The organism is Chryseobacterium sp. T16E-39, assembly GCF_002216065.1.
Lineage (GTDB): Bacteria > Bacteroidota > Bacteroidia > Flavobacteriales > Weeksellaceae > Chryseobacterium.
Genome location: NZ_CP022282.1, coordinates 2,826,799 through 2,850,391, shown reverse-complemented (window position 1 = coordinate 2,850,391; position 23,593 = coordinate 2,826,799). Strand labels below are relative to the sequence as shown.

General features: G+C 35.5%; 22 protein-coding genes. 3 read left to right on the top strand and 19 right to left on the bottom strand.

The window, feature by feature from the left end; genetic code table 11:
* Window position 1 precedes the first annotated feature (1 nt).
* From CEY12_RS12835 to CEY12_RS12745, 19 genes are all read right to left on the bottom strand, one after another.
* Window positions 2-373: a 3-hydroxyacyl-ACP dehydratase gene (locus CEY12_RS12835; RefSeq protein ID WP_089028061.1), complete on the bottom strand. Its 372-nt coding sequence runs from the start codon at window positions 371-373 to the stop codon at window positions 2-4.
* Between the two features lie 3 nt (window positions 374-376).
* Entirely contained in the window at window positions 377-1,012 is a 636-nt protein-coding gene (locus CEY12_RS12830; RefSeq protein ID WP_089028060.1) for a hypothetical protein, read from the bottom strand.
* Window positions 978-1,604: a LolA family protein gene (locus tag CEY12_RS12825; RefSeq protein WP_089028059.1), complete on the bottom strand. Its 627-nt coding sequence runs from the start codon at window positions 1,602-1,604 to the stop codon at window positions 978-980. Before CEY12_RS12825 ends, CEY12_RS12830 begins: the two co-directional genes overlap by 35 nt.
* Window positions 1,601-2,353 (bottom strand): polysaccharide deacetylase family protein, encoded by a 753-nt coding sequence (locus tag CEY12_RS12820; protein ID WP_089028058.1) that lies wholly within the window; start codon window positions 2,351-2,353, stop codon window positions 1,601-1,603. The genes CEY12_RS12825 and CEY12_RS12820 overlap by 4 nt, the downstream gene beginning before the upstream one ends.
* Window positions 2,354-2,536: 183 nt before the next feature.
* On the bottom strand, window positions 2,537-3,598 hold the full coding sequence (locus tag CEY12_RS12815) for a beta-ketoacyl synthase N-terminal-like domain-containing protein (protein ID WP_089028057.1): 1,062 nt from the start codon (window positions 3,596-3,598) through the stop codon (window positions 2,537-2,539).
* Window positions 3,595-4,794 (bottom strand): beta-ketoacyl-[acyl-carrier-protein] synthase family protein, encoded by a 1,200-nt coding sequence (locus CEY12_RS12810; RefSeq protein WP_089028056.1) that lies wholly within the window; start codon window positions 4,792-4,794, stop codon window positions 3,595-3,597. Before CEY12_RS12810 ends, CEY12_RS12815 begins: the two co-directional genes overlap by 4 nt.
* A 3-nt stretch (window positions 4,795-4,797) precedes the next feature.
* Window positions 4,798-5,055, bottom strand: coding sequence for a phosphopantetheine-binding protein (locus CEY12_RS12805; protein ID WP_089028055.1), 258 nt, complete (start codon window positions 5,053-5,055; stop codon window positions 4,798-4,800).
* Between the two features lie 113 nt (window positions 5,056-5,168).
* Entirely contained in the window at window positions 5,169-5,708 is a 540-nt protein-coding gene (locus tag CEY12_RS12800) for a 3-oxoacyl-ACP synthase (RefSeq protein ID WP_089028054.1), read from the bottom strand.
* Window positions 5,709-5,718: 10 nt separating this feature from the next.
* Complete coding sequence (locus CEY12_RS12795) at window positions 5,719-6,852, bottom strand: beta-ketoacyl synthase N-terminal-like domain-containing protein (RefSeq protein WP_089028053.1); 1,134 nt, start codon at window positions 6,850-6,852, stop codon at window positions 5,719-5,721.
* The gene (locus CEY12_RS12790; RefSeq protein WP_089028052.1) at window positions 6,849-7,277 is read right to left on the bottom strand and encodes an acyl-CoA thioesterase; all 429 of its coding nucleotides are present in this window, start codon (window positions 7,275-7,277) and stop codon (window positions 6,849-6,851) included. Before CEY12_RS12790 ends, CEY12_RS12795 begins: the two co-directional genes overlap by 4 nt.
* Window positions 7,267-8,535 carry an ABC transporter permease gene (locus tag CEY12_RS12785; RefSeq protein ID WP_089028051.1) on the bottom strand — a complete coding sequence of 423 codons (1,269 nt, stop codon included), beginning with the start codon at window positions 8,533-8,535 and terminating at the stop codon, window positions 7,267-7,269. The genes CEY12_RS12790 and CEY12_RS12785 overlap by 11 nt, the downstream gene beginning before the upstream one ends.
* On the bottom strand, window positions 8,522-9,280 hold the full coding sequence (locus tag CEY12_RS12780) for an ABC transporter ATP-binding protein (protein WP_089028050.1): 759 nt from the start codon (window positions 9,278-9,280) through the stop codon (window positions 8,522-8,524). Before CEY12_RS12780 ends, CEY12_RS12785 begins: the two co-directional genes overlap by 14 nt.
* 1 nt (window position 9,281) lies before the next feature.
* Window positions 9,282-10,277: a BtrH N-terminal domain-containing protein gene (locus CEY12_RS12775; protein ID WP_089028049.1), complete on the bottom strand. Its 996-nt coding sequence runs from the start codon at window positions 10,275-10,277 to the stop codon at window positions 9,282-9,284.
* Between the two features lie 63 nt (window positions 10,278-10,340).
* Entirely contained in the window at window positions 10,341-10,745 is a 405-nt protein-coding gene (locus CEY12_RS12770) for a hypothetical protein (protein WP_089028048.1), read from the bottom strand.
* A gap of 11 nt (window positions 10,746-10,756) precedes the next feature.
* Complete coding sequence (locus CEY12_RS12765) at window positions 10,757-11,197, bottom strand: ABC transporter permease (RefSeq protein ID WP_089028047.1); 441 nt, start codon at window positions 11,195-11,197, stop codon at window positions 10,757-10,759.
* Between the two features lie 5 nt (window positions 11,198-11,202).
* Window positions 11,203-11,634: a hypothetical protein gene (locus CEY12_RS12760; protein ID WP_089028046.1), complete on the bottom strand. Its 432-nt coding sequence runs from the start codon at window positions 11,632-11,634 to the stop codon at window positions 11,203-11,205.
* Entirely contained in the window at window positions 11,634-12,773 is a 1,140-nt protein-coding gene (locus CEY12_RS12755) for a beta-ketoacyl-ACP synthase III (protein ID WP_089028045.1), read from the bottom strand. The genes CEY12_RS12760 and CEY12_RS12755 overlap by 1 nt, the downstream gene beginning before the upstream one ends.
* 3 nt (window positions 12,774-12,776) lie before the next feature.
* Window positions 12,777-13,691, bottom strand: coding sequence for a hypothetical protein (locus CEY12_RS12750; RefSeq protein WP_089028044.1), 915 nt, complete (start codon window positions 13,689-13,691; stop codon window positions 12,777-12,779).
* Window positions 13,692-13,736: 45 nt separating this feature from the next.
* Window positions 13,737-17,387 carry an MMPL family transporter gene (locus CEY12_RS12745; RefSeq protein ID WP_089028043.1) on the bottom strand — a complete coding sequence of 1,217 codons (3,651 nt, stop codon included), beginning with the start codon at window positions 17,385-17,387 and terminating at the stop codon, window positions 13,737-13,739.
* A 187-nt stretch (window positions 17,388-17,574) separates the two neighbouring features.
* On the opposite strand from CEY12_RS12745, the gene CEY12_RS12740 reads away from it, so the two are divergent.
* From CEY12_RS12740 to CEY12_RS12730, 3 genes are all read left to right on the top strand, one after another.
* Window positions 17,575-18,582 carry a hypothetical protein gene (locus CEY12_RS12740; RefSeq protein ID WP_089028042.1) on the top strand — a complete coding sequence of 336 codons (1,008 nt, stop codon included), beginning with the start codon at window positions 17,575-17,577 and terminating at the stop codon, window positions 18,580-18,582.
* Window positions 18,579-19,718: an EpsG family protein gene (locus CEY12_RS12735; protein WP_228409694.1), complete on the top strand. Its 1,140-nt coding sequence runs from the start codon at window positions 18,579-18,581 to the stop codon at window positions 19,716-19,718. Before CEY12_RS12740 ends, CEY12_RS12735 begins: the two co-directional genes overlap by 4 nt.
* Window positions 19,719-20,048: 330 nt before the next feature.
* A complete protein-coding gene (locus tag CEY12_RS12730) occupies window positions 20,049-23,540 on the top strand; it encodes a T9SS type A sorting domain-containing protein (protein ID WP_089028041.1) in 3,492 nt (1,163 codons plus the stop codon).
* Window positions 23,541-23,593 lie beyond the last annotated feature (53 nt).

Genomic DNA, 23,593 nt, shown 5'->3' with positions numbered 1-23,593 from the left:
TTTATCTTTTATAGTGTACAGACATTTTTAATGCAATTGTCTCGCCAAATAGAGTGGTATTCTTTACTTTAATTCCATCTTCTGTTTCATTAATGTCCAGCTGTACAATAAGATCAGGGGTTTCAAACGGGTTAATGATCGCCATAAACTTCACATTGGAAGCTGATTGTAAAAATAGTTTGGAACCTGTGAACTCCTCTGTAAGTTCCTTTACGATCTGCATCATGCAGACACCGGGAGTAACGGGATTTCCAGGGAAATGACCTTTAAAAATCTCATGATCCTTGTTTAATGAAATATTAGCAACAAAACTTCCGTTTTCAGCTTTATCGTAAGATTCCAGGGTGTAAAAGTCTGTAAGAATAGTTTGCATTTGTTACTCGGTTTCTGTTATTTGAAATAGTTTGATATTGATCTTGAAATCTTTGTGTTGAAGATTGATACTGTCAGCGAATATATGTTTTTTTGCCTCAAAACTAAAATTGATTTTTGCTTTATTGTTTCGGGTATACATGATCTGATCGAGTAATCCTTTTTCTTTGTTGAAAAACAAATAGTATTTTTTATGATCTTCCTGAGAAAGGTAAATTTTTGCCTGATCATTTTCAAAACTTTCCTGTACAGGGTATGTCTGTTTTAGTAGCTCTTGAAAATCATTTTTCAAAAAATTTTTTACGATCTTCTTGTCGAGATCAGGAATAATGTAGTTGATTTTGAAATCATGGTCTGAAATTTCGAAATCGATGAGTTTGTTTCCAAAATCTGAAGTTAAAGCGACACGATGAGTCGTTTCACTGATCTTTTTTATGATCAGTATTCCACTGATGTGATTTTTATAGATATCGATCTGGCATTTATAAACATAATCTTCTTTTGACGAAAAGTATGAGTTCTCAACAAATTTTACAGAGTTGGGAACTGGTTTTACATCCGTAAGCTTATAGGTCTTACAAGACACAAGAAATAACAAAAGAGTACTATAAAGAAAACTCTGAAGCAGGAATCTGGGCATTGATCTTCGTATTTTTGAAAACAATATTCGTAGTGTCTCCAGATGCTTCTAACATATTGACTTGTGCAACTGTTGATTCATTCTTCGGAAAGTATAACTCAATCTGTTTGATATACTTCAAAAGTTGAGCAGATTTCGGAGTGAACTTTGCTATATTATAAGCAGAACTTTTAAAGTAAGTAACTGTAAACTCAGGGTCGCTAAACATTTTCCCGTTAGAACTTCCAACGATGAGTTTATTGATCTTCTCAAAAGTTTTACTTTTTGCATCAACAGAAGATTTCTTTCCCTGATCATTGATGAAGATTTTATTTTCTTTAAAAACAATGCTGTACTGATAAGGCTTGGTATATTTCCAGCTTAGCATATTAGGAGATTTTAGCGACATCTTACCATAAGTGATGATATTTTTATCTAAAAAATCCATTTTTTTGGTTTGTGTAAAATCGCTCTGTAAAGTTTTGATCTGCTGGGTTTCAGACGATACTTTCGTTACAAAAGCTTTTGCCTCAGTTCCTGTCATTGCCGTATTTTGTGCAAAAAAGAAACCTGAAACCAATAAAAATGCCCCAAAAGCAATATTTTTAATCATTTTCTATTTGATTTTATAATTGAATCAATGGTGAAAGTGGAATATTTTTTATCCCTCAAAAATAGCAATAAATCTACCAAAACACGATAGGTCTTTTCTGAAGTGTCGTGAAGAAGGATAATGCTACCGGGTCTGATCTTTCCTGTTATCCTTTTGTAGATTCTCTTCTCATCATCAATAACCGTATCTAAAGATCTGACATTCCAGCCAATACTTTTTTTTCCGGTTTTCTTAATTGCTTTTGCTATGGAAGGATTGGTAACTCCAAATGGAGGTCTGTATAATGAAGTAGTTCCGTTTCCTACAGAGGCAAAAACCTGATCACATTTTGTTATTTCCTCTGCCATTTTAGCGGTAGACAGGAAACCTGTTGAATTGGAGTGGGAATAGGTGTGATTTCCAACACAATGGCCTTCGGCAATAATCCTTTGAAATGTCTCCGGGTATTTTTCAATCTGTTTTCCAATACAGAAAAATGTTGCTTTAATCTGATATTCCTGAAGAAGATCTAAAAATTGAGGAGTAAATTCTGTAGGCCCATCATCAAAAGTAAGGGCAACTTCTTTTATCCTGGTTCTTTTATGGGTAATGCTATTGACAAAATATCCAAGCTGGATATCAAAAGAAGCCCAGACTACAATTGCTGAAAAAAGAAAAAAACAAAACAAATACACCCAAAAAGTTCCCTGAAATGCATAAATAAACACATTACAGAAAAGATAAAATAGAATAAATAAGTAATGTTTCATCTTGTATTGTTTATGAATTTTTGGATTGAAATTTGTTAACTTCTCACCTTAGTGTCATTCAAAATGTAGCAAAGAGAAATAAAGAATCCAAATAACCTGAAAGCAAAGACTTCTCCCATTTGCAAATTTACAGTTTGGCAATTCAGCAATTCAGCAATTTCGCCTTTCCGCTAATTCGCCCCATTAAGCTCTCTCCAACAACACCAAACTATGATCATCCCCCAAAAGGTGATTATATAAAAGTACATTTTTAATAGCATCTTTTTGTACGGGCTGAATCTTCATTATTTCCGGGATCTCCTGGTTTTTGAGAATCTGACAAGCCATAAAAGTCGAAAATCCACTTGCTGTATTAAACTCTCCACTCAAATGTTTATAGTAGAGTAATGCTGATTCCGGAAACAGGCTCATCGCTGTTTTGTAATAATTATCGGAATCCTGATCTCCACTGAATCCAAGAATGACAACATCGATATCTTTGTAGGTCAGATTATTTTTATCCAGAAAACCTCCAACAAATGACTCAGTTTCTTGATTTTCCAGACTATTGATGATTTGGATATCCTTAATCTTAGCATAAGTGTTATCCGTTTTATTTTTGCCTATAACAAAAAAGCTTGAGCCTTCCCCCCACATAACACCTTTCGTTGTTGATTTTAAAAAATCGAAAGGAAAGTCTTCAGATTTCTTAATGATGTTGTGAAGCTTATAAAGTTCCATGGTTCTGTCGGTTTGTTCATCCGTAGATCCTACCAGAATGTTTTCGGCTTCTTCATCTGTGATCTGCAGCTTAGCATCCAGCAAGGAAAACTCTAAAGCTGAAGAAGTGTTAACGTAGGTAAAGTTGTAGGCATGACACTGTAAAGCCAAAGCAATTTGACCTGCCACGGTATTGTGAGTCGATTGAATGAAATAAGTAGGGGTTAAAAACTCTTCCTGATTATCAATCACATTTTTTAAGAATTTTTCCGAGTCCTGAGAGCATCCCATCCCCGTACCTACAATGATGGCGTCCGGTTTTTCTATTCCAGCTTCTTTCAGGGCATGGTGCGATGCAACTGAACTCATCTTTACCGTTTTCGACATTCTCCTGATCATGGCAGGAGGAATGAATTCTTTGTAGTTCGGTTCGATTGCTTTTATAATTGGTATTGAATTTTCAGGATTCAGATTCTGAGAAAAGTTTTCGGCTAATGTATCCTGAACAGAAATACAAGAAGCTCCATTGATATAAACTACACTCATGATTTTGAGAAAATTAAGGTTGAACAATTTCCTCCAAATCCAAATGAATTGGAAAGTACATGATTGATGTTTTTCTCTTTAAGTTCAGTTACCGGAACCAAATCGAACTCTTCCATTTTGTTTTTAAAATTCAAATTTGGAAACATAACACTGTTTTGAATGGCTAAAATAGAATAAACAGCTTCAATTCCTGCCGCTGCGGCCAGAGTATGTCCGGTAAAAGCTTTGGTTGAACTGAATTCAGGAACATTTCCTTCTCCAAAGATCCGCGTCATAGCAATTCCTTCCGATAGATCATTATTGGGAGTTGCGGTTCCATGAACATTGATGTAATCAATGTCCTTTTTGTCAATTCCGGATATCTTTAATGCTTGTTGCATAGCCAGATAGGCTCCCTGCCCGTTTTCTGAAGATGCGGTCTGATGATGGGCATCATTTGCATTGCCATAACCAGACAGATAGGCAAGGACTTTTTTATTCTCTTTTTTTACAACTTCCTCAGACTCCAGTACCAAAAAGGCAGCGGCCTCACCTAAGTTAAGCCCTTTTCTATTCTGATCAAAAGGGGTATTGTAAGAATCCGTCAGGATCATAAGCGTATTAAACCCATTGAGGGTAAACTTAGATAAAGAATCTGTTCCACCTACAATCACACGATCTAAAACTCCGTTTTTAATAAGTTTTGCACCCATCATGATCGCATTGGCTGCTGATGAACATGCAGTACTGATTGTTGATACCATCCCCTTTAAGCCTAAAAAGTCTGCAATGGCTAATGAGGAATTTCCGGCATCGTGAGCATCAATATATTTTTGCTTTTCAGGAAAGTTCTCATAGCTATAGAAGTATTTTTCAGTAATATCCATTCCTCCTACACTCGTGGAAGAGATCAGACCTGTTTTGTAGGTATTGATATCGGATATCCCGGCACTTTCTATCGCTTCTTTTGCGGCAACCATTCCCAATAAAGAAGTTCTTGTCACGTTGTTGTCTTCATTCAGCTGAAGTTGTTGTACAAGTTCTTCATTGGTTTTTTTTATTTCACCTGTCTTGATATTTCCTGCATGGCGGGTTTCAAATAACTGAATATCTGAAATACCATGCCGGCCGGTGGTCAGTGAAATGAAATTTTCCTCTACATTGTTTCCAATGGAAGAAATGATGCCCATTCCTGTTATGGCAATTCTATGACCCATTAATTATTTAGTTCTGTTTTCTTCGATGAACTTTGCCATTGTATCGATAGATTGAAAAATTTCTTTTCCTTTCTTAGGATCGGCTAATTTTATTCCGTAATCCTTGTCAAGAAGAACGATCAGCTCTAAAGCATCAATAGAGTCTAATCCTAATCCACCTCCAAATAATGGATCAGTATCTTTGATTTCTTCTACTGAAATATCTTCAAGGTTAAGAACTTCTATGATTTTGTGTTTTAATTCTAATTTTAAATCTTCCATAAATATTATTTATTGTCGTGTACCAGTGTGGTTGTTTACCGATATTCCAATTGTAAAAATTGAATGATGGCTTTTCAATGTTATACTGCTACACTATTATATTGTTACATTTTTCACAAGGTTAGCAAATATACAAAAGCTTTATAACTTTCCTGATATAGTTCTACCCAGCCACATAATGCCTTTTCAGCCTTACCGGATTGCAATAATTGCCGGGCATAATTATTTAAAAAATTTTCATCAAATTCATCTAAAACGAAAAAAGCATTTTCTGTCTGCATCTGGTGCCGGATACTTATTTCGCCTACACAAATATTAGGTAATGTGTAAACAAAGACTGCTGGACTGGGAAAATAACTTTCTATAGAATTAATACTGTCCTGATATTTGAAATCCGTATCCAGGCTTGATGATCTGTTTGCAAAAACAAGGGCTGTCCTGCTGTTTTCCTGGTCTTTCAGAAGCATTTCTGCAGATAGAAAGGCGAGTTTGCTGAGGGCATCCATTTTATGAAATTTAGGATAGTTAAGGTCAAGGCTCTTATAAGCTTCCTTGGCAAATTCCTGGAATGTTGCTTCAGTGCTTGTAAAAACAACATTTTCATTAATGGTAATCGTTGAATTTTCTATACTGCAAAAAGCTGTTTTCTTCATTTTTTTCAAATTAACATTTTTCTAAAACTACGGCAGCATTACATCCTCCAAAACCGGAGGCTGTCTTTAAAATATATTTAATTTCTGCAGTTTGCTGTTCTTTAATAATACGAAGGGGCTGGGATACGCCCATTTCTTTAAAGTTTTTAGATGGCAAAAGTGTGTGGTGTAGAGAGCTTTCCATAGAAATGATACTTTCCAGTAATCCGGAAGCCCCTAAGCAATGTCCATAAAAACCTTTCATGCTGTTTAAAGGGACATTTTGTAATTCCATCCTGTTAAAAGCAACGGCTTCCATTTCGTCATTATACAGTGTTGCGGTTCCGTGCGCAGAGATAAAATCAATTTCTGTTGCACTAACTTTAGCTTCTGTCATTGCATTCTTAATGCTTGCATACAATCCATCCCCTGTTCTTGAGGGACCGGAAATATGATTGGCGTCATTAATAGCGGAATCTCCAAGGATTTTAAACCGAAATTTTTCGTTTGAGTTGATTTCACTTGTAATGTAGGCAGCAGCAGTTGCTTCTCCGATATTAATTCCATTACGGTTCTTATCATAAGGCTGACACGGCTCTGTACCAATAGCCTGAAAAGAATTAAATCCTGAGATAACAAATTCAGTGATCTCATCGCCCGCAACTACGAAGGCATCTTGATAGCTCTCCGATTGAATTAAATTTTTGGCAACCCCAATGGCCATAACCCCCGAAACACAGGCATTGGAAACAACAATAGGTTTTGTTTTGAATCCAAAGAAATCACCGATCTTTTGTGCCAGGGCAGAAAGGAAGGCTCCTTCGGGTAAAGTGGACTGATTCTTTAATAAGCTGATGTTTCCTTTTGTTGTGGATAATATAAATGCAGTATTACTGTTAATAGCATGTCTCTCAACCAATGGCTTTAAACATAGCATGAACATTTTTTCTAATCTTGTAAAATCCTGATCGGAAAAGTTTTTGATAAATTCCGTTTCCAGCTTTTCTGTATCTATCATTGAAGCATATACAGCGTCCTGATTTTCAATAATTGAGTGCTTTGCTACTCCGGATTGGTTTTGCATTAAAGCACTCCAGTTGTCGGATACATTCATTCCGAGTGGAGTCACGCAGTTGTAATCGGTTATGTAAATTTCCTTCATCATGAAAGCTTCATTTTATCCTTCCACTTCTGAAAGAAATCGGGGTTATACAAACACAGGTTTCCCGTACTATCTAAAAATACCTGAATGGTTTCTCCACTGCAAACGAGTTTATTGTCCTCGTTAAACAGTTCATATGTAAAGATCAGCTTGGCTGCAACCGAATTAACAAAAGTGGTCTCAATCCTGAAGGTTTCCCCATATTTTAAAGGAAGGAAGTGTTCGCAAGTGCTTTTTACGATGGGAGTAAGATATCCGGCTTTCTGGATATCCAGGTAGGAAAGGCCATGTGCTCTTCCAAAAGCTTCCCTGCCGTCTTCAAAATAAACAATATAGTGGCCATGCCAGACAATTCCCAAAGGATCTGTTTCATTGAACCTTACCCTGACTTCCTCAGTGCAGGTAATATTTTTTTCTTTAGACTGCATTTTGTTTCCTTTCGTAAAAAATTGAAATGGTGACCATAGCGATATAAAATAAAAGTAATAAAATAAGCTCTTTCGCTATATCAGTAATTCCACTGTTTCTTAAAATAATGTCATAATATGCATTAAGTCCCCAGTTCATTGGTGAAAATTGAGCTACATGCTGCATGAATTCAGGCATCAGGAATACAGGAACCCAAATTCCTCCGATAGCAGCCAATACGACTACTGAAGTTGCGCCAAAAGGTGCTGACTGTTCCTGAGTGTCGGCAATGGTCCCCAATAAAACCCCGAACCCAATTGCAGCTAAGCCGGCAAATAAGGTCACAATAATCAGGTGGAACATTTTTCCGGAAACGTCAAATGCCGGGAGATCCATATAAGGGAATAGGTACATTCCTACTGCGACCATCAGTAAAAACTGGATCATGCAGATTATAAGATAGGTACATGTTTTTCCTAAGATATGAATGTAGTAAGGTGTTGGACTTACTCTTGCTCTTACGCTGGTGCCCTGACTTTTTTCTTTCACAAGATTGATGGAAAGTGGAACCACAATAAAGAAAATGGCAAACAAGGTCCATGCCGGGACATTATGCTGAACAGAATTGGGCATAATTTCCACATCGCCTTTTTTCGGAGTGATTTCTTTAAAACTGATTAAGTTCTTATTTTCTTCGAGATTTTCAGTAGTTCCCAACTGATCCTGAAAGGCTTTGTAAATTTTTTTGTTTTCAATTTCAAAAACCATTTTGTTCACAGAATTCATCACAGAGTTTTTAAATCCGGCATTGGTTGCGGGATCAAAATAAAGATGGATTTCTTTTGTTTTTGAAACTGGTTTTTTGGCAGACGCAGAATCCGTTTCCAAACCAAAGGAACTGACAATCGTCTGAACTTTGGAGTCGATATTGGAGTTGAGGTCTTTTGTCAGATTTTCTGGAATGACAATGGCCATTTGATATTCTCCCGAGAAAACAGCGTCCTGTGCTGATTTTTCATTATAATTGGTCAGAAGCTGGAATGTTTTGCTGTTTTCCAGTTCTTTTTTGATGTTTTGGGAGACATCAGATTGATCTTTATCAATGAATATGATTGGTATTTTTGAACCTTCAAGGTTTTTAAATGTAGAATCCTGAATCAGGGTAATCGTTACAATGAGCAGTAAAGGCATCACAAAAATAATGACGATCCCTCCAATATCTCTTTTTAATAAAAGAATTTCCTTAATAAAGCTTCTCCACAATTTATACAACAACATCTCTTAATTCTTTTCCGGTTAATGAAATGAAAACATCTTCCAATGTTTCAGCAGTAGCTATTTGTGCAACGAGCTCTTCAGGAGTTCCAACAGCATGGATTCTTCCTCGGTCTATGATTGCAATTTTAGTACAGAATTCCTCAGCTTCAGAGAGGTGATGGGATGTATAAATAATGCATGTCCCGTTTTTATTGAGTTCCTGCAGGAAATCGATGATCACTTTTTTAGACTGTACATCAACTCCCACCGTTGGTTCGTCTAAGAACAGAACTTTGGGGTTATGAAGTGTTCCGGCAATCAGGTTACAACGGCGCTTCATTCCTCCTGAGAACTGCTCTACTTTTTTATCAGCAAATTTTGATAAGCCCATTCTTTCCAGGGATTCATCAATGTTCCTGTGAAGAGCTTTATGTTTCAATCCATACAAGCTTCCGAAGAACAACAGGTTTTCCTTTGCTGTAAGGGTCGGATAAAGTGCATATTCCTGAGGGACGATCCCTATGATCTGTTTTATTTTAAAACTGTTTTTTTGAGGGGAAAGCCCGTTAATCGTAAACTGGCCAGAAGTAGGTTTGATCAATCCCGAGAGCATGGATATTAAAGTGGTTTTCCCTGCGCCGTTAGGACCAAGAATTCCATAGATCTCATTCTTGTCGATATTCAAAGAAATATCGTTGACAGAAAATTCATCAGAATTCTTATATTTTTTATAAAGATTTTTAATTTCGATCATGTGCTCTGCCATATCAGATTGCTTTTCTCAGTTTTTTGTAGAAAGCTTCTTCCAGATCTGCAATATGAAGCATTGATTTTGAAAGTTCCTGGTAGATATTACTTTTTGAATTACGGTTTTTATAAACCCGGGCAATATCTACTGCGAAGTCTCTCCAAAGATCTCCAATGGCAGTAATTTCCTTCGATAATTCTCTTAATTGGTCATTCTTAAGAATTTCTGCAGCTTCCTGTAAAAAAGCACCATAAATAAATCTGAATCCACCGCCACCGGTTCCAATTTCTTCCTGCATTCTTATTAATTGACCCAAATAATGATTGGTCACCTTGGTCCCTTTTTTCTCAGCCCATTTCGGGATGCTTTTCGCGACCCACCTCATGGCTTTTACTCCAATAAGAGGAACAGGAGCGAGCATGTTTTTACAAGTATCTTTAATTCCTTTTTTTATAGCATCTTGTACATCTATATTTTCAGGAATATAAACAGGATAGTACATATGACCTTTCGGAGGTAGTGCTCCTTTTGCATACCTTACTTTTTCCAGTTCGGCTTCAGAGAGAGTAGTTACGTAATCCATTACCGGATCACTGATCAGAAATCTTCCATCTTCCTTTCCGTAAACGACAAGATTATGGGCGTTGAAATGGAATTTATATTCTTCCGGAAAATAAGTAAGATTAAAAACCCCCACCTGAAGTCCGGTAGGAATGTTATTTTCTAGATTTTTCTCCAATGCCAATTGTGCATCTTTGGGATTTGAGAATTTCTCTCTTTTTATTTTAATACCTAATCTTTTGGCCGCCTTACTGAAAATTGCGCCAGGCATCGGACGATAGCTGAAGCCGGGAGCAAAGTTTACTTTTAAGAAAGGCAGATATACAAAAAACAATCCTGAACCTATTCCAAAAATCATAGGTTCACTTAGTTTTATACCTTTATAGAGTAATAAATTAGAGGCAACACCGTTTTCGCAATGAGCGGTTTGGTGATGTTCAAAATTCAATTTCATCCGTATATTTTTTTCTATTTCCTGGTCAGCTGCAATTACACATAGAATCTATGCTTCATTTTATTACTTCCCATTGAAATTTTTTAATTCTGTTACTGTGATTCCAAATGCATCCGCATATTTTTTAAGCACAGTATCGCTTAGTGTTTTAAATACTTTAGGTTTGGTATGTCTTTTTACCCGCCATTGCCATAATCCGACATAGGCAGAAAGTACTCCCAGGTCCATTTTATTCAGCTCCATGAAATAAATAATAGGACTTGCTGTTTGATCTGCAACATTCTTTCTGGCTTCCTCTATTCTTTCATGGATGAGGTCCATAGATTCTTCAAGAGCTAATTTCTTAGCCTCCCAGCCAATGCTGTTTGCTGTTGTATAATTATCATTTTCATCAGTAACATACACTACTTCTGTCATGTTTGCTGATTTCAGATTGCTTTCATCCTGTGGGAGATCCTGCTTTTTCATCGTTTATTTTATTATGATAGCTTTTGAATAAACAAATTGATTTCTGCTCTTATCAGTAACTCATCATTATTAAAAGTTTCACAGAAAATATTGCAGATATTTTCATATTTAGAAATAAGTGATGCCTTTGAAATAATGGTATCGCCTACTTTGGGTAATGAGAATACATCAATCTTTTTAATATTGGTAATAAAACCTATGACCTTTGTTTCCACCTCGGGACCTTCAAAAAAGCTTTGCCCTACAATAGATGAGCAGGTTTGAGCTGAATTTTCAATTAATCCTGCTTCTACAAGTTCATTGTTATGTACAAAAATGTTATCTGCTGTTATCTGAAAGGAAGTAATAACATTCTGCTCTGTCAATTCCAAAATATAATCCACCATCAGCATCGGTTCACGATGAGGTAAAAAGTGATGAATATTGATGATATTGTCTTCCTTAATTTTCATTAAAATTATTTTACAACAGTTTTCATTTGAGAACTTGCGATGATATCATTGTTCAATTTGGTGATGCAGTTAACGAGTGTTACTCCCATCACTTCATTGAGAATACTAACTTCTGTAATGAGTTGGTCTCCTACCTTTGGTAAAGCTTCAGCCTCAAAGGATTTAATGGCGCCGATATAACCCGTCGGGGCTTCTTTTCCTAATAAATAATATTTATAGCCTGTATGTAAGGCTACGCTTTGTGCCTGATGTTCGATAAGTCCTGAAGCCTGGAAAACTCCATCCTGAAGAAAAATATTCTCTTCCTTTATCATAAATCCTGAGATCAGATGATTTTCAGAATATTCAGACAACTGATTCACCATTACAAAAGGAAATCTCTGTGGAATTAAACTTTCCACAAAATCTTTGTCTGATGTTGGCAGGTTGATTTCCATTAGCAAACCGTTAATAGTGCGCAAGAATAAGCAAATCTTCCACTTTCAGGAACACAAAGAAGTACTTTTTCACCTTTTTTCAATTTTCCGGAATTCATTAATTCCTCCAGTGCGATAAAAATAGAACCCGCTCCGATATTTCCTACTTCAGAAAGATTGTAATACCATTTTTCCCAAGGAAAGTCCATTCCTTTTTTAGCGAATTCTTCTTTAAGTCCGTTTTTAAAATAACCTGAAGAGATATGAGCTAAAACGTGGTCTATTTTATCCGGATCTAATTGGTGTTTATCGAAAGAAGCTCTTAAGCTTTCTGCTCCTTTTACTAATATATATTGATCTAAAAGCTTGGTGTCCTGCTTCAAAGCAAAAAGCGATTGCTTCAGCCATTCGTCAGAAGAATAATCTGCCCAAGACTTTAAACTACCATCTTCCTGTTTTTCACAGCCGGAATACATACAAGCCTCGATCTCGTGTGCATAAGAATAGAAATCAATGAATTCCACTTTTAAAGAAACACTGTTTTCTCTTGGTTTGTTTTCCAACAGTAAAGCTCCTGCACCATCGGAAAGCATCCATCTTAAAAACTCTCTTTTAAAAGCAATGATCGGTCTTTCTTCCAGCAACTTTAAGTTTTCTGCTTCATGATTAAATTTATCAGCGGTCATCCATGCAGAAAATCTTTCAGATCCTACACAGACTGCATTGTCCCGCACCCCTGCTTTTACAGAAAGAAAACCGTAATTGAAGGCATTCATCCCTGAATTACATAGTCCGGTTGAAGTATTAATTTCTATAGATTTTCCAACTTTCAGTTCTCCATGAACCATAGAAGCATGGGAAGGCTGAATCTGATCCGCAGAAGTGGTTCCGCAAGATAACAGTTGGATATCTTCTTTTGTAAAATTCTCATCGAACAGACCTTCCACCGCCTTTGCTGTAATCTGAGCATTGGTATGAGTAGGTTGGCTGTTTTTATCTAAGGCGTAATATCTCGTTGTAATCTGGTTATTTCTTAAGATTAGAGCTCTCGCTTTAGAAGGAGTGTCATTGACCAAGCCAAGATAGCTTTCCATTTCATCATTAGAAACAGGCTCATTGGGTAAGTATGTTGAAGCTTTGGTTATAAATACGTCGTTCATCTCTTATTTTAAATTAATTCCTTGTAAATATTTTTTTTGTTTCAGTCTTTTTGATCTTAAAACAGGGGCTAATAATATGTGAAAAACCAAGACAATAGGAGAAATAATCCATATTGCTGCCATCAAATATACCTTAAAGAATTTTATCAGCAATGGTCGTTTCTCTTTTTTCTTTATAATCAGATTAGACCATACGGTGAATATTTTATTTCCTACTTTCTCGACTCTTACTAAAAAAGGTCTGATTTCTACGGCACCATTTTTTACGAGTTCCGGTTGTAGATTGTCATAATGGTTATTATCAAAATGCCTTTTAATAATGGTACCATATTTTCCGGCTCCGGTAATTTCTTCATCTGAAATTCCTGCAGCAGGTAATATTCCTGATTTTTCCTTCTTTCCTGTAGTCAGCCAGCGCAAAATAGTCAATACACTGGTATAATTATCGTGTCGGTCTACCAACGCAATATTTCCAACGAGCTTTGCATTTAAATTCTTCAGATACACTTTAAGCTTTTCCTGAGAAAGCATCCACATATTTCGGGATCCTGAAACGGTTACTACCGGAGTGTCTCTCAGAATATTTTCCGCATAGCCACTTTTTAAGAAAGAAATAATAGGAATAGAGGGGGTTAAATACCAAACCTGATATCCGAAAATAATGAGATCGAATTTTTTATTCAGTACTTCTTCCGGTGGAGGAAGGATCTCACTGGGGATTTGCAAATAGGATTCAGGAAATGTATTGAAGAAAACGTCACCAGGCCAAGGAAAAGGGAAATCTTCCTTAAGCTTAATATTATAATACGTAACGTTATATTCGTCCTTTTTATCCTCAAAAGGCTGGGCAATATTCTTTACAATATCCTCTAATTGGCCCGTTTGCGTATAGTATAAGACAAGTATGTTCTTCTGCATGGAAATTTTTATTGATTACAAAAATATACTTTTATAATTTATTGGTTATCTCTTGTATATTTTAATTGATTCTGAACTAAAATATGAATGATATTCACTGTTTTGAAACAATATGTTTTTGATATTGAAGAAAATAATAATTTCAGGCAGTTGCCCAAGAGTACTTAAATCATAGTTTTCATTAGAAACTAAAAGTATACCAACCTTTTTATTAATCTCTGAAATGCTCGATATATAGTTTATTTTTCTTCTTTTTACAATATAGTTGTGGGCTGCCACTTCTCTTTTCTCAGGGTCGGAAATCAGACTGAATATCTTCCGGCTCGCCTCCTGAAGAGTCAGTAAAACATCTGTTTGCCCATAATCGTCAGCAATATGAAGAACAGTTGCTTCTTTTGGGATGTGCTTATTCAGTTCAAAGTAGGCTGACTTATTGATATTGAAATCTTCTTTGATCTCTTTTACAATATCATTCTCTTTATATAAGAAACTTAAGAATAACTTCTTTCTAAAGTAATTTTCATCTTCAAGTTCATTTCTTAGTTTTGCAAACTCTTCTCTGAAATAGGCATTGATCCTCTTTGTTCTTTCTGAATAGGTGGTTCCGAATTTATGATCATCTTTATCAATACGCTCGCCAACTTTCACTGTAATGCTTCCGTCATAAATAATGAAATCGCCTTTCGGTAATACTTCAGAGTTTCCATGAATATACATTGGCAGGATGTCTAAATTGAGTTGTTCCGAAAGGTAAAAAGCTCCTTTATGGAATCTTTTTACATCGTTGGTGTAAGAGCGTTCTGCTTCCGGGAAGACAACCAGAGAATATCCCTGTTCTATTTTTTCCTTCAGTTTGTCTATTCCATTTTCTATTCCCTGAGAAACCGGATAAAAGCCTAATGCCTTTACCAGTTTTCCAAAAATGGGCGAGTTATAAACCCAGTCATTAACTAAATAGACAATCTTGTAATTGGTCATTGCAAGAGCTAAAGTATCTAAGAAAGAAGTATGGTTAGCAATAATAATAGCAGGTTTGCTAAAATCTTCATTAGGATTATTAATAACTACTTTTTTAACAAAAGGATTACTGTATAAAACGGATGTTAAGAACTTTGCAATAAATATTTTGATATATTTCAAGGTATTTCCGCCTGCATTTTTTACAAAAACGGTTCCAAATAAAGAGAAAAGAAATCCCCCTAAACCGTAATATAAAAACGATAGTGTTGAATGCAGGAATAGCCTGAACGTAATAGGAGAAAGTCCCTTTTTTGCCCGGTTAATTATTAAAAGTCTAAACCAGAATGGGTACAATGTTGAAGTAATGATGATCACAGAGAACATTCCTATTAAAGCAACTAATGCTAAAGAATGTAATGCCGGGTGTTTGGCAAAAATCAATGAGCCAATAGACAAAATGGTTGTAAAAACAGCTAAAATGATTGAAATCCTGTAAGTAGGGAGTTCATTTTTTCCTGTTGTATGCTCTTTTTGCATGGCTTTGGTAAGAAAAATACTGAAATCATCTCCAACTCCAAAAATTAAAGTACAAACCACGGTACTGAAAATATTAAGTTCTAATCCCAGGAAATACAATATCCCCGCGGTAACGATTCCCGTTAAGACAATAGGAAACATGGTAAGAACAGTTAGTTCAAAGTTTCTAAAGAAGACAATAATCGTAAGAATAATAGCCAACAGTGAATAATTGATCAAAGTGTTGAAATCCCTTTTTAACAGCCCCAGAAAGTTCTCATTCATTTGCTGGCGGTCTATAGCAAGGACATCCTGTTTTTTTTCTACATCCTTAATAAAAACGTTCCTTTTGGTTTCATCTACTTTAACGATATTGGAAACAGTATAAAATCCATTTTCGTTACTTAGAAATTCTGATACCTGCAGTGCTTTTATCTTTTCATAATCCCTGAGACTACGTATAGAGTAGTTTTTATTTAAAAGCCCTGTAAACTGGGCAAAAGCTGAACTGTTGAATCCGAATTTATTTCCGTTGTTGGTCAACTCAGAAACTGTTTGTCTTTTTTTATTGTCATCCCAGAAATTCTTCCAGTTTTCAATCTTTTTTTGTTGATCTTTTTCAGAGAGAACAACATTCCCTAAAGAATTATAGCTTAGGATTTTACCATCCTTCTTTTCCTTTTCTAAAAATTGATTAAGCTGGGTATTTCTCGCTAAGGCCTCTTCTTCTGAACTACCATAAGAAATTGTATAGATTGATTTTGATGTAATGTCAGAAAGCCTTTGCAATTTAGCTTCACTTATTTTCAGATCCTTCGGGATGTAATTTAAATCACCAATGTCTTCATTAAAACCAACATGACGGAATCCAAATAGGCAGGCAATGATTATTAAAGAGCATCCGATAATTAAGGGCTTGTTTTTTTCGTAGGGATAAAAGCCAATTCTATCAATGAAATTTGTACTTACGTGACCTGCTTTTTCCTTTGGATGGTAAAGCTGAGGTACGATAATCAAAGCTGAAATTGAAGAAAGCATTACCGTAATGGAAGCAAACAAGCCCAGGTCTTTCAAAGCTTCAGATCTTACAAAGACCAGGCATAAGAAAGAGACTGCTGTCGTAGCGCTGCTTAAAATAATGGGTTGGGTGATTTCTTTGTATAGTTCTTCAATATTGTTGTTGTGTTTGTAATGGGTAAGAATATGTAATGAATAGTCTATCGTGATTCCGATTAAGATTGCTCCGACACTTAGGGAAATTGCCGAAATCTTGTCCTTGATGAAATATAATATAAGTAAAGCCAGTAAAACGGAAAATACCGTGGGCAGGAAAACAATAATAGGTGTAAAGAAATTTCTAAAGTAATAGATAAGGAGTATGAGAAGAACAGTCATAGAAATCATGACCGTATTCTGAATGTCTTTTTTTATCTGTTCTGCATTAGCAACTGCAATTACAGGAGATCCAAAGTAACTTATTTCTGTTTTGCCTTTAAACTGTTTATTGATGTCGTCTTTTATTGTATTCAGCTGATCTACAAAAAATTCATTGTTTTTGGTATCATTACTTTTATTTCTAGGATCGATGAACAGTAAAAGGTTTTTTCCATCTTTGGTAACAATATAATTGTCCTCCAGTTTAAAATCCTGACTGATATTGAGCGCATTTAATTTTTTGATGCCTAAAAAAGTAATGCCAAGAGGATCTTTTTTTATAAATTCTTTTGTAACAAGACCTGTAGGAGAAGACAGGGAGATATAGTTATTTTCGACCTGCTTCGCAATACTGTCTTTCTGAAGCTTCTCATTAATTTTTTTATAATCATTTTCATCTAAAAACAGTGGGAGATTCTGGTTCACAAAATCAAATGTCTCGGAAATTTCATTATCATTTACTTTTCCCTGAATTGCTCCGATGTATTTTTTTAATGGAGAGATTTTTTCTAAAAAAATATTGGCGGTTTCAGATAGCTGGAAGCTGTCTTCAGAAGATTTATTCTCTATAATGACTATGATCTTATCTGAAAAATTAAGTTGTTTAAGAACTTTAGCAGTCAGGTCGGATTTTTCGCTTTTAGGAATAATCTGATTAATGTCTTCCTCAAAATTTATTTTTGATGCAAAAAATAAGCACACCAAGGCGATTCCTGCTGTAAATAATATAGATAGGAATCTATTTTTAGAAATTAAATAATATAGAAATATAAAAAAACGATGCATTTCATTTAAAAATCAAGTTTGCAAATTTAATTTTTTAAGTATTAGTTCAAAACTTTTACCAATTAACTTTTATCTGAAAATCAATAAAATGTTTAGGTAAAATAAAAAAAACTTATACTTTTGCAAATGTTCCCTTTTAATAATATATTTTAAAACAAAATTATTTTGAATAAAAAGCTGTTTTGATATGTTGAAAATTTTTGATGAAAAAATGAACGGATTTTTATTTACAATAATACTTCCGCTTTTGCTGTTTTCTATGGCTTACTATGGGTTTGAATCTTCCTATACAAGATTGAAGACAGCAGAAAGGCCACCAGATTATTTATTCTCGTCTGTTTATGCATATCGGGTAATTCCAAACTATCTCAGCTTGTATCTTACGGGTGTCGTGGGATTTGTTATTGATAATTACCTCGGCTTTTTTCAGAAATTTCTCTTTAAAAACGGAACCGCATTTTATCACGGGCTTTTTTTAATGAATAGTTTTTTCTTTATTCTGTCTTCCATCATTCTTAATAAGATTCTGAGGCTAAAACCTGTTGAACTTCTTTTGAATACTAACGTAAGAGGGATTGTTCATTTGCTGGCTATCTTCTTTATTGTAATTACGCAGTACGCACCTACGAACTGTGATATGATGGCTTTGTTTTGTTATCTTACGGGAGTGTTTTTGACTTTGAAATACCTTTACACAAATCGATCTGTATATTTCTATTCTTTGATCGGGCTTATTTTTCTCTCCACATTTATCAGAGAAACAGCTTGTCTGAATATTGCTTTTTTTGCCGCAATTTTCTTAAATATTGACGAACTTAAAAAGAGAGATTTCAGGTTTATCTGGAAAACAATTCCTCTTGTGGTTGCATTTTTAGTGGCCTATCTGGGATTGAGGATGATCATTGTTCAGGAAACAACGTTTGTTGAAGGTTTCTATATTAATAGAAATTTTGAAAGTCCTTTTAACCTGGCAGGACTCCTGTTTGGATGTACTGTTTTATACTTTGTATATCAATTGTGTGGGTCAGCTGAAAATAAAACGTTTTTTAAAAAATATCTTTTTTTCTCATTGCCTTATCTTGTTATGATTACTATGGTTGGATTGTATTGGGAGGTCAGGCTTTTCCTGCCTCTTATTCTTACCGGAATTATCGTTGCTTATCATCAATTTAAAAATTCCGTGATCCGCCCATGAGTTTACTGCATCCATATTACATCATTGCCATGATCTATATGCTGTTTTTCAGTATTCAGGAGGTTTTTGGAAATAAAGTAGAGAAAAAGTGGTTTTGGTTTTTAGGTATTTACCTTATCATTATTGCGGGGCTACGTGATAGTGTAGGCCCGGATTATGGAAGTTATAAAGGGATATACATCTATTCAGATACGAAAGAATATGTGAGTATCTTTTTGAAAGCCCTGCATATAGAGGGTTCAGAAAATGTAGATATCGAGTGGCTATATGCATTGATCAATAAGATATTGCTTAATGTGTTCAATGCTCCGTTCTATGTTTTAACGCTGGTCATTGCAATTTTTGCTATATTTTTTAAGATAAAATATACTGAGGATAATACTTTTTATCCATTCACTTTTACACTGTTCATGTTTATTCCTAATTTCTTCATTGGGGAAAGCGGGCAGATAAGACAGAATCTTGGTACTTTTATCATTTATTTCGCAATCAGATATATTAAGGAGAGGAAGTTGTGGCATTATCTGTTTTTTGTCTTTCTGGCTTCCGGAATCCACAACGTGTGTTATATATTTCTGCCAATGTACTGGCTTGCCAGGGTACCTTTGAATAAAACAGTAATGTTGGTGCTGATCATTGGTTCAATATTTTTATCGCCGTTTGAAGTGTATAAAGTGTTTGGAAATTTTTTGAGCAATATCGCTTCTGACAGTATGCTGGTGGAAGGATTTAATGGATATGTGGATGAGACAGCCCAAAGGTTGAATGGTGGTTTTGGTATTCCTGAAGCATTAATGGCCATCCTTACCTTCTTTTTATTTGCATTTGATACTCCAATGAAAGAAAAGTATCCCTATTACGAATATCACAGGAACTATGCAGTGATTGGGATTTGTCTCTATTTTATATTTAGGAACAATCCTGTATTTTCTTCAAGGCTGGCCGGAGCGTTTATTGGATTCTCGTTTGTCCTGATTCCCAATGCGATGTATGTTGTTTCTGCCAATACAAAAAGAATGATCTATTCCTTTATTATAGCCTTGACTATATTTAATTTTGTGGTATTCTCCAGTTTCAGAAATATTATTGGAGGGAGGTTTACAATTGATCTTTATAAAAATCATATTCTACCGTAATAAATTACACCCTATTTTTATAAAAATGACGATGCTTTATGTGTCGTCTTTTTTTGTCTCTATCCCTTATTGGCATTGGTTTGTTGGTGCTGTGGGGCACATTGTGGGTTCATTATTTGCAAAATTTAATATGATCCGATTGAAATTACATAGGATAATATTGTAGTTTTGTGCTGCTTGATTTTAAAATGAAATATTTACGAATAATGATTTAATGTAATGTTATTTATATTATAATTAACTTATTAAATTAATATTTATAATATAAATCACTATTTATTGATGCGGGCTTAAAATTTGTACTGGTGTTTAAACACCGAACCTAAGGATATGAAAAATAACGTACTTAAAAATCTTACGGCAATTTTTTGCCTTGTATCGATCAGTGTCTATTCGGGTAATAGTCCTGGTTCTAAAAAGAATGATAAGAGATCTTTGGGTAAAGACTCTTTAATTGCTGGTTTACAGAAATCAGATCAAAACATAAGCCCTCGTTATGTGGGCACTTTTCCATCAAATGAAAATAAGAATAAAGGGGTTCAAAGTCTTACCGGATCGGACTGGACAAAGGCTCCTAACAGCTATATTTTTGATCCTGCTCAGGATTATGGAGGACTGCTTATACCTGTTAGAAAAGCATATGTAATGTGGGCGGATGATAAATACATTGGAAATGAAGGTATTCCAGATGGAAAACTGACAGCTGATGTGCTATGGGAGGATATTCCGGGGTTAATCACTAGTGATAACGACTATTCTCTGGAAATAGTAGACTCAGGGCAGAACGCAAAAATTAAAGTTCCTATTAATAAATCAAGAAAAGGGAATGCTGTCATTGCATTTAGGGTCAATGGAGAGGTTTTCTGGTCATGGCATGTATGGGTTACAGATGATCCTTCTAATGGATCTACCTATAAAAGTTATGAAAATCTGACAAGAGAAAGAAATGATGGTGTTGTGGAATTAATCCCTAGCTCTGACTGGAAGTGGATGGATAGGGATTTAGGTGCAGTAAGTGGGACTATAACGGGAACAGACTGGAATAGAAATGGAGGGCTACTCTATCAGTGGGGAAGAAAAGATCCGATACCATCGCTTGTATACAAGGGGAACGATTTTTATGAGGTTACAGGCTCTATTGGAAGAGTAAGGCATCGTGGAGCAAAAAATTTCACGAATGCTATAAAATTCGATGATCTTAGGAAGTTTGTTTTGCTGTCAAATGCTGAAGTTAAGAGTAACATCAGACTTTCAGTTAAAAATCCGTTAAGCCTTATTTATGTAAATAAAGATGATAATTCAGGGCCTGCCTACTATAACAATAATACCAACTTAATGGTCAATTGGTTTGGGAAATCATCTAATTTTAAGGATAGTCAGCTTTCAGAGCTTAATTTATGGTCTGATAATTCATTAGGAAAAGTAAATACGAGTTATAATACTGATTCCGGAGCACAGCCATATCGGGATAAGTCGTCTTATGACCCTTGTCCTAATGGATGGAGAATTCCTTCTGCTTTAGTGGCTAATCTTGCTTCACCAACTTATGTGGATGACATTAGAGTTGATTTTTCTCCATTTGGAGTGAGAACCAATATGGGTAAAAATGTTTTTGAGTCCAATGGATACCATATTATAAAACCTACCGATGCGAATGTTCCCGCATTTATGAAAGGAATTAGGCTGTACTCCAACATAGGATTTGATTTATCCAGTGTGGGAGGATATGATATGGGAGTATTTCCGGGTACCGGACAGTTGGGAATTGACATGCAGGCGGGACAATATGCAGATCAGCATCACACAAGTATATGGACGGCTACTATGGCCAGACAGTTTGATAGTACACCGGCTACCGTGGCAAGGGGATTGTTTATGATTCCTGATAAAGCGCAGCCTGATGTTCCTGATTCAAATTTTCCGGCTATAAAAGGCAGATTTCAATACATGCCATTGGCTACGATGAATACCTCTGGAGCTAATGGATGCAGATGTGTAAAAGATCCGCTATATATTGTTGATAGCTACGATTTTCCTACTGAATATTTAAATACACCTATTGAATATCGGGAAGGGATAGATAATCCAAACAGCTATCAAATAGTAAAAGCAGCTACAGCATCTACGATTGAAATTCCGGTGAGCAAAGCTTTTGCAGTACAAAGTCAAATTCTGGATAACCAGGATATTCTGAATGCTTCAAATTTTAGCAATTTAAAAGCGAATGTGCTGTGGGCTACGAATAATAACTTAATCAATACGGTATCAATTGCTAATCCAACTCCTGGTTCATTAGGAGAATTAAATAACTCTAAAATTTTAGTGGTAATCAATGCAAATCAAAGTGGAAATGCGGTGATTACTTTACACAATGGCAGCATATCCAACCCTGTTTACTGGAGCTGGCATATTTGGGTTACGGATACACCTATTAAAACATTAGCCTATACAACCGAGGTGCCAAATGGAAGCGCAACCAATTACATCAATTATGTTGATAAAGCAGACATTGCCTTTCAATCAGAATTTATGGATAGGAACTTAGGCGCTGTGGATGCATTTCCTTTAGTAGCTAATAATCTGACTCCGACTTCTGCAGAATTGGCAAAAATACGCGCATCTACAGGGTTGCATTATCAGTGGGGAAGAAAGGATCCTATTCCAACATTCCAAAATGCGGATAACCGGAGTTCCTACAATGTGTTTCTAGGAAATGTACTGGCTAGTGGTTCTGTAAGTTATACTACACTTACTGCGGCAACTTATAATAATACTTCAGGAAGTTATATTGTTCCTTATAATAATTATGCTGCTAGTGTGAATCTATTGGATACAGATAAAATATCAGAAAAGATTTCAAAGATTTTATCCTATTCTGTGAAAAATCCCTTAGTGTACATGGTTCCAAGTACTTTTGCTCCCTATAATAAAAGTGTTCCGAACTATACTAACGGAACGGACTGGCTTTCAACTGAGCCCAATCTAGCGGCAGACCGATGGGGAAGAGGAGGAGAAAAATCTCCGTTCGATCCTTGTCCGGCTGGTTGGAGAATCCCTGATGTTTACGGGGTTGCAATAGTCTCTGGTAAGGATTTTGGAATGGTACCCTGGTATAAAAAAGATAAAAATGTAGCAACTACTTATAGTATTGCAAATGATTATTTAGGCGTAAGGGTAAGGAATCCCAGTACAACCACAACGATTGGATATATTTTTAATCATCCGACCTATCCGATAGGTAATTATCCCAATCCAGGGTCAAGGGGATTCAGGAGTGTTACGGGAAATCAGTCAGCTCAAGGGACTTATAATGTACTTAATTATCAGTATCCCGGAGTATGGACAGGAGCCTTAGTGTCCAATTATATTGGAAGACCCGTTAATATGTTATTTGACGCAGCATCCAGTGCGAACCGTATGATTGCATTTCATGATAACAATGATCCTTATTTTGGAATGAGCTGCCGTTGTGTAAAAATGAAGTATGACGCTGATGGAAATGAAGAGGGGGTGATTCCGGCACTTCAGATCACTTCTTTACCGGCAACAAAAGCAGCAATGGCGTTTGATAAAAATGAAATTGAGAAAATAGTAAGCACAGAAAAGGTTTCAGTATTTCCTAATCCTGTTAAAGATGAGCTTCATATCAAGGCCCCCAACAATAATGAAGGATATTATTATCAGATATATAATATGTCCGGACAACTTGTAAAATCAGGTAAATTTGAAAATGGACGTACTAATCTTTCGTCATTGATATCAGGAAATTATTTAATAAGAATTAATAATTCTGAAAATGTTATAAAGATTATTAAAGAATAATTTTTTAAATAAATCAAAAAAGGACGGTCTCACCAATGAGACTGTCCTTTTTT

Coding starts and splice junctions, on each gene's coding strand:
- CEY12_RS12835 (WP_089028061.1), bottom strand. CDS start 373: ATGCAAACTATTCTTACAGACTTTTACACCCTGGAATCTTACGATAAA.
- CEY12_RS12830 (WP_089028060.1), bottom strand. CDS start 1,012: ATGCCCAGATTCCTGCTTCAGAGTTTTCTTTATAGTACTCTTTTGTTA.
- CEY12_RS12825 (WP_089028059.1), bottom strand. CDS start 1,604: ATGATTAAAAATATTGCTTTTGGGGCATTTTTATTGGTTTCAGGTTTC.
- CEY12_RS12820 (WP_089028058.1), bottom strand. CDS start 2,353: ATGAAACATTACTTATTTATTCTATTTTATCTTTTCTGTAATGTGTTT.
- CEY12_RS12815 (WP_089028057.1), bottom strand. CDS start 3,598: ATGAGTGTAGTTTATATCAATGGAGCTTCTTGTATTTCTGTTCAGGAT.
- CEY12_RS12810 (WP_089028056.1), bottom strand. CDS start 4,794: ATGGGTCATAGAATTGCCATAACAGGAATGGGCATCATTTCTTCCATT.
- CEY12_RS12805 (WP_089028055.1), bottom strand. CDS start 5,055: ATGGAAGATTTAAAATTAGAATTAAAACACAAAATCATAGAAGTTCTT.
- CEY12_RS12800 (WP_089028054.1), bottom strand. CDS start 5,708: ATGAAGAAAACAGCTTTTTGCAGTATAGAAAATTCAACGATTACCATT.
- CEY12_RS12795 (WP_089028053.1), bottom strand. CDS start 6,852: ATGATGAAGGAAATTTACATAACCGATTACAACTGCGTGACTCCACTC.
- CEY12_RS12790 (WP_089028052.1), bottom strand. CDS start 7,277: ATGCAGTCTAAAGAAAAAAATATTACCTGCACTGAGGAAGTCAGGGTA.
- CEY12_RS12785 (WP_089028051.1), bottom strand. CDS start 8,535: ATGTTGTTGTATAAATTGTGGAGAAGCTTTATTAAGGAAATTCTTTTA.
- CEY12_RS12780 (WP_089028050.1), bottom strand. CDS start 9,280: ATGGCAGAGCACATGATCGAAATTAAAAATCTTTATAAAAAATATAAG.
- CEY12_RS12775 (WP_089028049.1), bottom strand. CDS start 10,277: ATGAAATTGAATTTTGAACATCACCAAACCGCTCATTGCGAAAACGGT.
- CEY12_RS12770 (WP_089028048.1), bottom strand. CDS start 10,745: ATGAAAAAGCAGGATCTCCCACAGGATGAAAGCAATCTGAAATCAGCA.
- CEY12_RS12765 (WP_089028047.1), bottom strand. CDS start 11,197: ATGAAAATTAAGGAAGACAATATCATCAATATTCATCACTTTTTACCT.
- CEY12_RS12760 (WP_089028046.1), bottom strand. CDS start 11,634: ATGGAAATCAACCTGCCAACATCAGACAAAGATTTTGTGGAAAGTTTA.
- CEY12_RS12755 (WP_089028045.1), bottom strand. CDS start 12,773: ATGAACGACGTATTTATAACCAAAGCTTCAACATACTTACCCAATGAG.
- CEY12_RS12750 (WP_089028044.1), bottom strand. CDS start 13,691: ATGCAGAAGAACATACTTGTCTTATACTATACGCAAACGGGCCAATTA.
- CEY12_RS12745 (WP_089028043.1), bottom strand. CDS start 17,387: ATGCATCGTTTTTTTATATTTCTATATTATTTAATTTCTAAAAATAGA.
- CEY12_RS12740 (WP_089028042.1), top strand. CDS start 17,575: ATGTTGAAAATTTTTGATGAAAAAATGAACGGATTTTTATTTACAATA.
- CEY12_RS12735 (WP_228409694.1), top strand. CDS start 18,579: ATGAGTTTACTGCATCCATATTACATCATTGCCATGATCTATATGCTG.
- CEY12_RS12730 (WP_089028041.1), top strand. CDS start 20,049: ATGAAAAATAACGTACTTAAAAATCTTACGGCAATTTTTTGCCTTGTA.